General features: G+C 69.5%; 9 protein-coding genes. 1 reads left to right on the forward strand and 8 read right to left on the reverse strand.

Annotated elements, in window-relative coordinates:
- Positions 1-9: 9 nt before the first annotated feature.
- The 5 genes from P2P98_RS07030 to P2P98_RS07050 form a co-directional block, all read right to left on the reverse strand.
- Positions 10-909, reverse strand: a complete 900-nt coding sequence (locus P2P98_RS07030; RefSeq protein WP_275798483.1) for a glycine betaine ABC transporter substrate-binding protein — start codon at positions 907-909, stop codon at positions 10-12.
- A gap of 100 nt (positions 910-1,009) precedes the next feature.
- Positions 1,010-1,978 (reverse strand): ABC transporter permease subunit, encoded by a 969-nt coding sequence (locus tag P2P98_RS07035; protein WP_275798485.1) that lies wholly within the window; start codon positions 1,976-1,978, stop codon positions 1,010-1,012.
- Positions 1,978-3,297, reverse strand: coding sequence for a glycine betaine/L-proline ABC transporter ATP-binding protein (locus P2P98_RS07040; RefSeq protein WP_275798487.1), 1,320 nt, complete (start codon positions 3,295-3,297; stop codon positions 1,978-1,980). The genes P2P98_RS07035 and P2P98_RS07040 overlap by 1 nt, the downstream gene beginning before the upstream one ends.
- Positions 3,298-3,713: 416 nt before the next feature.
- Positions 3,714-4,715: an amidohydrolase family protein gene (locus P2P98_RS07045; protein ID WP_275798488.1), complete on the reverse strand. Its 1,002-nt coding sequence runs from the start codon at positions 4,713-4,715 to the stop codon at positions 3,714-3,716.
- 251 nt (positions 4,716-4,966) lie between these two features.
- Positions 4,967-5,269, reverse strand: coding sequence for a chorismate mutase (locus P2P98_RS07050; protein WP_058623337.1), 303 nt, complete (start codon positions 5,267-5,269; stop codon positions 4,967-4,969).
- 81 nt (positions 5,270-5,350) lie between these two features.
- On the opposite strand from P2P98_RS07050, the gene P2P98_RS07055 reads away from it, so the two are divergent.
- Positions 5,351-6,475, forward strand: coding sequence for an AI-2E family transporter (locus P2P98_RS07055; RefSeq protein ID WP_275798491.1), 1,125 nt, complete (start codon positions 5,351-5,353; stop codon positions 6,473-6,475).
- Positions 6,476-6,478: 3 nt separating this feature from the next.
- Here the strand turns inward: P2P98_RS07055 and P2P98_RS07060 are convergent, their stop codons facing one another.
- From P2P98_RS07060 to P2P98_RS07070, 3 genes are all read right to left on the reverse strand, one after another.
- Complete coding sequence (locus tag P2P98_RS07060) at positions 6,479-7,348, reverse strand: amidohydrolase family protein (protein ID WP_275798493.1); 870 nt, start codon at positions 7,346-7,348, stop codon at positions 6,479-6,481.
- A gap of 22 nt (positions 7,349-7,370) precedes the next feature.
- Entirely contained in the window at positions 7,371-8,570 is a 1,200-nt protein-coding gene (locus tag P2P98_RS07065; RefSeq protein WP_275798495.1) for a beta-propeller fold lactonase family protein, read from the reverse strand.
- 1 nt (position 8,571) lies between these two features.
- On the reverse strand, positions 8,572-9,344 hold a 773-nt coding region (locus P2P98_RS07070), incomplete at its 5' end, for an adenylosuccinate synthetase (protein WP_275798497.1).

The following is a 9,344-nucleotide window of genomic DNA, read 5'->3' on the forward strand; positions in this document are numbered from 1 at the left end:
CGCGTCACGTCAGCGCTGCGTCGAGAACGCGCCGGGGTTCTGCTCGAGCCACGCCTGCACGGCCTCGGGCTCCTTGCCCTCGCCGTACTCGTTCACGACGAGGTCTTCGAGCGAGCCGTACTGCTCGTCGTCGAGCGTGATGCCGGCGATGAGCTCGGCGGCATCCGGGTACTTCTCCGCGAAGCCGGAGGTGCCGAGGAAGTGCAGGGCCTCGGGCTCGCCCATCAGCCCCTGCGGGTCCGCGAGGTCCTTGACGTCGTAGGCGTCGTTCGCCCAGAAGGGCCGCCACAGCGTGACCGCGATGTCCTTCTGGGCGGCGATGGCGTTGTCGAGCTCGGTGAGCATCGCCGCGGTCGACGAGGTCACGAGTTCGAGGCCGTCGAGGCCGTACCCCGGCATCGCGACCTCCTGCGTCTGCTTCGTCAGTCCCGCGCCCGGCTCGATGCCGTAGATCTTGCCGTCGAACCGCGCGGCGTTGTCCTTGAGCTGGTCGATCGAGTCGATGTCCACGTAGCTCGGGACGGCGATCGTGAGCTTGGCGTTGTCGTAGTACGCGCCGAGGTCGTCGATCTTGTCGCCGTACTTGTCCATGTAATCCGCGTGCGTCAGCTCGGGCCAGGCCGACGGGTAGATGTCGACGTCGCCCTGCGCGAGACCGGCGTACAGCGGACCCGCCTCGGTGAGGGTCTGCATCTCGACGGTGTAGCCGAGCTTGCCGAGCTGGTCCTCGAGCAGGTACGCGGTGCTGAGGCCGTCGGTCCACGAGGGCAGGAAGCCGAGCGTGATGGTGCCCTTGCTGTCGTCGCCACCCGAGCCGCCTTCGGCCTGGTTGCCGCTGGCGCAGCCGGCGAGAGCGAGGGCGCTGACGGCACCGAGGGCGAGGGCACTGGTGAGGTGTCGCTTGTTCATTGCTGTGTTCTCTTCCTTTTCGTCCGTGATTCCGTTGGTTCTTCCGCGTGAGGGGGCGGTGCACCCGACCCCTCACGAGGGAGAGAGGGATGCCGCTGACTCAGGCGCCGGTCGAGACCGGGGTGCGCGATTCCGACGCCTCGGCAGCCGGCTCCGGTGCCGGAGCGGCGGGGCGAGCCGTGGCATCCGTCGATCCGGCGACCCGACGACGGCCCAGGATCGCCAGTAGCGACGAGCGGTTGTCGGCGCGGTTGCCGAGGGCCGCGGTGAGCCGGTCGAGGTAGACCGCGAGGATGACGACGCTCAGGCCAGCCTCGACGCCCTTGGGCAGGTTGACCGTCGAGATCGACTGCACGACCTCTTTGCCCAGGCCGTCGGCACCGACGATGCCGGCGACGACCGCCATCGACAGAGCGAGCATGATGACCTGGTTGACGCCGGCCATGATCGTGGGCATCGCGAGCGGGAGCTGGATGCCGCGGAGGATCTGTCCCGGCGTCGCGCCGAACGCCTGCCCCGCCTCGACGGTCTCGGAGTCGACACCACGGATGCCGAGCTCGGTCAGACGCACCCCCGGGGGCAGCGCGAAGATGACGGTCGAGACGACACCCGGCACGACGCCGATGCTGAAGAACGTGATCGCGGGGATCAGGTAGACGAAGGCGGGCATCGTCTGCATGAAGTCGAGGATCGGCTTGAGCACCGCGCGAACGGTCGCGTTCCGGGCCGACCAGACCCCCAGGGGAACCGAGATCGCCACCGCGACGACGGTCGCGACGAGCACGAGGGCGAGCGTCTGCATCGCGGTGACCCACTGCCCCATCGCGAGGATGAGCGCGAAGCCGATCACCGTGCCGAGGGCGAGCTTCCACGAGCGCAGGAGCCACGCGAGCAGGGCCGCGACGACGATCACGACGACGATCGGCGCGGCGAGCAGCACGTCGCTCAGCCCGCCGACCAGGAAGCGAACGGTCACGGCGATGACGTCGAAGAATCCGGAGAGGTTGTCGCGGAGCCAGTCCACGCCGGCGTCGACCCACGAGCCGACGGGGATACGGAATCCATCCATCAGCGCACCCCCTCGATCTCGGAGGCTGCGACCGGAGTGTCGAGCACCGCGTCGATCTCGGCGGAGGGCAGGGGCTGCGGGAGCACGGTGATCTCCTCCGTGGAGCTGGGCCCGGGGCCGAGGGCGGCGAGCAGCGTGACACGCGGGATGACGCCGGCCAGGCGTCCCTCCGCGTCGAGCACGGCCAGCGGCAGGGGCGATTCGACCGAGGGGACGAACAGGTTCATCAGCACGTCGTCCTCGCGGACGCTCTGCGGAAGCGGACGCAGCTTCGACGCGAGCGAGCTCTCGCCCGCGCGGACCAGCTTCATGGCATCCCGATCCGTGATGATGCCGAGCGGCTTGCGGTCGCGGTCGGTGACGTACACGGCCGACATGTAGGCGTCGCGCATCTGCCGCAGCGCGGTGCGCGGACCGGCCGAGGCGTCGACGCGCGGACGCGGACGCTCCATGACGTTGCCGGCGGTGAGGACGCGCGCACGGTCGACGTCCTGCACGAACTGCTCGACGTAGTCGTTGGCGGGGTCGGTGAGGATGTCCTCGGGCGTGCCGATCTGCACGATGCGTCCGTCGCGCATGACGGCGATGCGGTCGCCGAGGAACATCGCCTCGTTGAGGTCGTGGGTGATGAAGACGATCGTCTTCTTCAGGGTCCGCTGCAGCTCGATGAGCTGTTCCTGCATCTCGCGGCGGATGAGCGGGTCGAGGGCGCTGAACGCCTCGTCCATCAGGAGGATGTCGGTGTCGGCGGCGAGCGCGCGGGCGATGCCGACGCGCTGCTGCATGCCGCCGGACAGGGCCGACGGGAGCTTGTCGCCCCACCCCTCGAGACCCACGAGCGCGAGGATCTCGTCGGCCTTGGCGAGGCGCTCGGCCTTGCCGACGCCGCGGAGCTCGAGCGGGTAGGCGACGTTGGCCGCCACCGTGCGGTGCGGGAGGAGCGCGAAGTGCTGGAACACCATGGCGAGGCGCTCGCGGCGCAGAGACCGCAGACGCGAGGGGCCGACGCCGGTGAGGGCGTCGCCCTTCACCTCGACGGTGCCGGCGGTCGCCTCGTGCAGGCCGTTCAGCATGCGGATGATCGTGGACTTGCCAGAACCCGAGAGACCCATGATGACGAAGATCTCGCCGGGTTGGACCTCGAAGCTCGCGTCGATGACGGCGGCGGTCCCGTGGTCGGCGATCTCGTCGCGGCGCGCGCCGGAGCGGAGCTTCTCGACGGCGGCTTGCGGAGAGCGTCCGAAGACCTTGAACAGATTCCTGGCGGCTAGAGCCGGCGTCGCGGAAGGGCGCGGCGCAAGGGCAGGCGGATGTGTCACTGGTGCACCTCGGCGGCCTCGGGTGGCCGCATCGGTCACGCCCGGGTGGCAGTCGCCGGCGCTCAGGGGGGGTGGAGCGCGTTGGCGCGGGATGTCGGATCCCGCGGCCCCGACTGCCGACCGTACGCTCGCGGTGTCGACTCCCCCGAGTCGTCACCACGACCGCGGACTGGTCGAGTGGGCGGCCCAAAACCGGGCCGTCACTACGTTTTCATGCTGATGGATCGACTGGCAAGTTCGCGTACCGTCTTGCGATTCCGGATGCCGCGTGGCAAACGCGCGCGCGTGCGTCACCCTCTCAGCGGGTGCCGACACCGCCGACACCGCGGTCGTCCCGGGCGTGTCGCATCGCATCGGTTGGGTGTCGGGGCGGCAACGGAGGGGGGCAATGGGAGGAATGGTGCGGAATGGAATCGCTACAAGAAAGAGGCGGGCCAGATCCTCTTCGCGCCCCTGATGGTTGCGTAGATCTGGGCGAGATCCGCGGGCCGCACGTTCTCCGATGTGGTGTCGAGGATCGTCAGATCGGCGTGGTGGCCGACGTCGACCGCACCGCGCTCCTCGTCGGCGAAGAAGGAAGCGGGTTCGGTGGTCAATGCGCGAAGCATGTCTTGGACGCTCATGCCGGCATCCGCCATCGCTTCGAACTCCGGTCGAGTGTCCCGTTCCGGCATGTAGCCGACGTCGGTGCCGAACAGCACCTTGCCCCCGTGCCGGATGAAGTCGCTCAGCGCCTCGTGAATCGGGCGCAGATACTCCGGGTCCGATCTCACCGTGGAGGCGAACATGTGCAGCGTGGGGATCATCCGCATCCCGCGTCGCGCCGCCTCCGCCAGGAGCTCGGCCGTACCTTCTGTGTCATCGGGAACGTGAGCAAGCGCGTCGACAGCCGCATCGAGCGCGACGGCTGTTCCCGACCGGTTCGACGGGTGAGCGAAGACTCTTACCCCCTGTCGGTGTGCCTGCTCGACGGCAGCGCGCGCCACCGCGGCACGCATCGGTTTCACTCTCTCCGGGGTCACGTAGGAGCCCGTGAAGAGCTTGACGACGCCCGCCCCCGTTCGCAGTTGAGAGGTAACCGCCCACCGAGCGCCGACCCGGGTCAACGGCATGGGCAGCATCCATCGCGCAAACCAGGGGACGAGATCCCTCATGTAGAACGGGATGCCACGCCAAGGCCGGATCCCGATACCCGCGGTCACGATCGCGGGACCGCGAAGCTGACCCGTCTCTATTCTTTGAATGAGGGCGTTCGTCGTCCGCGGGAGCGAGCCCAGATCCACCACCGTCACGAAGCCCCGACTGAGCATCATGTCGTCGATGGCGGACTGAAGACCCGGCGCGTGCGCACGAGATCGCTCAGACCACACTGCCTCTGTGAGGTGCACGTGACAGTTCCAGAAGCCGGCGGTCGTCACTCGGCCCGCGAGATCCACTTCCGGCGTGCCCCCATCCGTTTTCGCGCTCAGCCCGATGCCGGCGATACGACCGCCGCGTAGGAGCACGTCCTGCGGGCCGGACACGCTCTCGTCCGGTCTGCGCCACACCCGCGCGTTGCGAAGAAGCAGCGATCCGTCGTCCAGGGTGTCGCTCACATCCACTCCGTAAGCACATGATCGTCGATCTCGCGCGAGGGGCGAGGCCGCCAGGCCCCTACGACGAGCGAAAATCAGTCCGCGGGGTGCGCGGCAGCCGAGCGGTGGTGACGGATGACCTCCGCCACGACGAAGTTGAACCACTTCTCGGCGAAGGCCGGGTCGAGATCGGCGTCCTCGGCGAGTCGCATGAGGCGCGCGATCTGCTGCTCCTCGCGAGCGGGGTCGGATGCCGGCATCCCGTGCTTCGCCTTGAGCACGCCGACCTGCTTGGTGCACCGGAAGCGCTCGGCAAGCAGGAAGATGAGCGCGGCGTCGATGTTGTCGATGCTGCCCCGCAGGTTCTGCAGGATCGTCGTGGGGTCGGCGTCCGTCATGTGTCCTCCCGAGTCGATCCGAGACTATCGCGCGGGCGCGCGCAGGGACGTCTGCTCTCAGCCGACCCCTACAGTGTGACCATGAGCCGATCGACGCGTCCCGACCCGACTGCCGAAGGCGCCGACGCCGGCGAATCCACCTCGCGCGACCGTCCCGTCTGGTCCGCGATCTCACGGCCCTACGCGGCGGGCTTCTTCCTGACCCTCGGCGGCCTCACCGCGATCCTTCTCGGGCTCGCGCTCTCGAGTCTGTCGACCGTGCTCATCTACATCGCGATCGCGCTTTTCGTGGCTCTCGCGCTCGATCCCCTGGTGCGCATGCTCGTGCGCCGCGGGATCTCCCGCGCGTGGTCGATCGTCATCGTGTTCGGCGGCCTCGCCGTCATCCTGGCCGCGGCGCTGTGGTTGCTGATCCCACCGGTCGTCCGGCAGGTCGAGCAGTTCGTCGGCGACATCCCGACCTTCGTCAACGATCTCATCAGCAGCGACGCCGTCCGCTGGGTCGAGGCGAATTTCGGCGACAGCCTGGGCGACGTGCTCAAAGAGGTGCAGAGTTTCGTCACCAACCCGACGAACATCGCGGCCATCGGCGGCGGCCTTCTGCAGGTCGGCATCACGATCGGCACCTTCGTCTCGGGAGCGATCATCGTGCTCGTGCTGAGCCTGTACTTCTTGGCAGCCCTGCCGAAGATGAAGAACAGCCTCGTTCGGCTGACTCCCGCCCGCAGCCGCGCGACGGTCTCCGACATGACCGGACAGATCACCGACTCGGTCGGTGGCTACCTGGCCGGCATGGTGGTCCTCGCCCTGTGCAACGCCGTGTTCGCGTTCATCGTGCTGACGATCCTGCAGCAGCCCTTCGCGGCCCTGCTCGCCGCGCTCGCGTTCGGCATCACGCTCATCCCGCTCGTCGGCTCGGTGCTGTTCTGGGCGGTCGCGACGGTCTTCACGTTGATCGTGAGCCCGACCTCCGGACTCATCTTCGCGATCGTCTACCTCGTCTACATGCAGGTCGAGGCATATCTCCTCACTCCCCGCGTGATGAACCGGACGATCTCGGTTCCCGGCTCCCTCGTCGTGATCGGCGCACTCGTCGGCGGGACACTCCTCGGCCTGCTCGGCGCCCTGGTCGCGATCCCCGTGACGGCCTCGGTCCTGCTGATCATCAAGCAGATCGTCATCCCGCGACAGGATGCCAAGAAGTAGCGCTCACGACAGCACTCCGGCCGGGACCGTCGAGGCCGCCGCTCGCGCCACGGCCTCCGGCACTCCCGCGGAGACGGCCGCGGCGACGGCCCGGTCCATCGTCAGGGTCGAGCCGGCAAGGGTGTCCGTTCCCGCGATCACGGGTTGCGCGTCGCGGACCTCGACGTCCAGTCCGCCCAGCCGGTAGAAGCCGTCCCCCAACCCCGTCGCCGACATCGCGTCGGTGACGAGCGCGACGCGGTCGGGAGCCGCGTCGAAGAGCGTCCGCATGACGACGGGGTGCACGTGGACACCGTCGGCGATCACCTCGAGCACGACGTGATCGCGCGCGAGAGCGGCGCCGACCGGTCCGGGTGCCCGATGCCCGAGCCCCGGCATGGCGTTGAACGCGTGCGTGAGGAGGCGCGCGCCGCGATCGAACGCCGCGGCGGCAGCGTCGTAGTCGGCCTCGGTGTGGCCGACCGCGACGACGACCCCGGCGGCGACGAACCGCTCGATCGCCTCGCCCGCGCCGGGAAGTTCGGGAGCGATCGTCACCGAGCGCACGATGCCGTCCCCCGCCTCGATCAGAAGCTCAGCGGCCTCCGACGAGGGAACGGTCAGAGCCGCCGGGTCGTGCGCGCCGCGACGGCCGGGGGCGAGGAACGGTCCCTCGAGATGCACGCCCGCGACTCCGGGAAGCAGGGGGAGCATCTCGGCCAACTCGCTGAGACGGCGCGCGACGCGGTCGACGCGGGCGCTGACGAGGCTCAGGAGCAGGGCCTGTGTCCCGTGCGCGCGATGGTGGTCCACCGCGGCGCGCACGCCGTCGAGGTCGGCGTCGTCGAAGCCGTGGCCGAGTGCTCCGTGGCAGTGCAGGTCGACGAACGGCATCCAGGTCTCCTCGCGTGCCACCTCAGCGCATCGGCAGCAGCCGCGTCGGCGAGGGCGACGCGGTGCGGTGACGAACGCGACCGGGCACGCCGGTGCGGGCATCGAGGGGGAGCGAGACGATCTCGTCGGCGAGCTGCCCGGCGACCAGGAGTGTGTCGTTCACGACCACGTGGTGCCGCGGCCAGTGGGTTCCCGCGTCGGCGAGAGCGGTGAACTGCAGCGCCTCGCCGGCCCCGCGCACGGCCAGCACGCCGATCGTGTCGCTGCCGCGCACCCCCGCGTACAGCGTGCTGCCGTCGCGGCTCGCGCACAGCTCGGCCGCGGTGTCGGTGTCGAGGCTGCCGAGGAGCGGCTGCCCCGAGATGACGCGCCAGCGGGTCTCGGCATCCGGAGCCAGGACGAACACCTCGCGACTGAGCTCGGTCACGACGTAGAGGTGACCGGACGGATGCCACAGCCCGTGGCGCGGACCGCTGCCCTTCGGCAGCGCGACCTGCTGAACGAATCTCAGGCCGTCGCTGCTCGAGCGCCAGAACCGGACGAGGTCGAGGCCCATGTCGGTCGTCACGACGAGACCGCCGGGGAGGAAGATCGCCTGGTGCGTGCGCGACACGCGGGGGCCGATCGCGGCCTCCTCGGACTCGGCGTCGGTCTCGGGCACGGCGTCGTAGGCCGGCACGAGGTCGCCGTACTCGTCGCCGGCTGCCTCGCGCAGGGCGCGCGCGGCGGCGGCGAGGTCGGGAACGACGGCGCCCGAGACGCGGGCTCCGGTCGAGACGCCGCTCTCCGCGGAGTCGGAGCCCCAGGGGTCGGTGGCCTCGGCGGCGATCACCGGCCGCGACGGGCGGCCCGCGGCATCCAGATCGATGCGGACGACCCTTCCGTCGCTCCAGCAGCTCGCGACGAGGAAGCTCGCGTCGGGCGACACCGCGACGTGGCAGACCGACTCCCCCGCCTCGATCGCGGGGCCGACCGGGGTCAGGCGCGTCTCGCTCGTGCGACGGTAGGCCTGCACCGTGCCGTCGGATTCGAGCGCGGCATAGAGCAGGTCGTGCGTCGGGTGGGCGGCGAGCCACGACGCCGAGCCGGGCGCGGGCACGGCGGTGCCGACCATGCCGAGAGGACCCGATGCCCAGACCGAATCGGCGTCTCCGGCTTGCAGGATGCCGATGCCCTCGGCCGATCCCGCATCGCCCGCGTACGCCCCCACCCAGAAGCGCATGTCAGTCGATCAGGTTGTGTCGCACGATCACCTGGTCGCGCGCCGGACCGACGCCGATGACCGAGATGCGCGTTCCGCTCATCTTCTCGAGCGCGAGGACGTAGTCCTGCGCGTTCTGCGGCAGGTCGTCGAAGGTGCGCGCGGTGGAGATGTCTTCGCTCCAGCCCGGGTAGTACTCGAGGATCGGCTTCGCGTGGTGGAAGTCGGTCTGGTTGACGGGCAGGTCGTCGAAGCGCACACCGTCGACGTCGTACGCGACGCAGACGGGGATCTGCTCGAGACCGCCGAGGATGTCGAGCTTGGTCAGCACGAGGTCGGTGATGCCGTTGATGCGCGTCGCGTAGCGCGTGATCGGGGCGTCGTACCAGCCGACGCGGCGAGGACGACCCGTGGTCGTGCCGAACTCGAAGCCGCGCGAGCGCAGCCAGTCGCCGCTCTCGTCGAACAGCTCGGTCGGGAAGGGGCCTGATCCGACGCGCGTCGTGTACGCCTTCACGATGCCGACGATCCGGTCGAGGCGGTTCGGTCCGACGCCCGAGCCGGTCGAGGCGCCGCCCGCCGTCGCGGACGACGACGTGACGAAGGGGTAGGTGCCGTGGTCGACGTCGAGCATGGTGGCCTGGCCGCCCTCGAAGACGACGACGTCGCCGGCATCCAGAGCCTCGTTCAGCAGCAGCGAGGTGTCGGCGACCATCGGGCGCACGCGCTCGGCGTAGGAGAGCAGGTCTTCGACGACCTCGTCGACCGTGATGGAACGACGGTTGAAGACCTTGA

Source organism: Microbacterium sp. Kw_RZR3 (genome assembly GCF_029222405.1).
In the GTDB taxonomy this organism is placed as follows: Bacteria; Actinomycetota; Actinomycetes; order Actinomycetales; family Microbacteriaceae; genus Microbacterium.

What these genes read in the sequence shown, in the direction of transcription:
- P2P98_RS07030 (WP_275798483.1), bottom strand. Translation starts at nt 909, where the DNA reads ATGAACAAGCGACACCTCACCAGTGCCCTCGCCCTCGGTGCCGTCAGC.
- P2P98_RS07035 (WP_275798485.1), bottom strand. Translation starts at nt 1,978, where the DNA reads ATGGATGGATTCCGTATCCCCGTCGGCTCGTGGGTCGACGCCGGCGTG.
- P2P98_RS07050 (WP_058623337.1), bottom strand. Translation starts at nt 5,269, where the DNA reads ATGACGGACGCCGACCCCACGACGATCCTGCAGAACCTGCGGGGCAGC.
- P2P98_RS07055 (WP_275798491.1), top strand. Translation starts at nt 5,351, where the DNA reads ATGAGCCGATCGACGCGTCCCGACCCGACTGCCGAAGGCGCCGACGCC.
- P2P98_RS07060 (WP_275798493.1), bottom strand. Translation starts at nt 7,348, where the DNA reads ATGCCGTTCGTCGACCTGCACTGCCACGGAGCACTCGGCCACGGCTTC.
- P2P98_RS07065 (WP_275798495.1), bottom strand. Translation starts at nt 8,570, where the DNA reads ATGCGCTTCTGGGTGGGGGCGTACGCGGGCGATGCGGGATCGGCCGAG.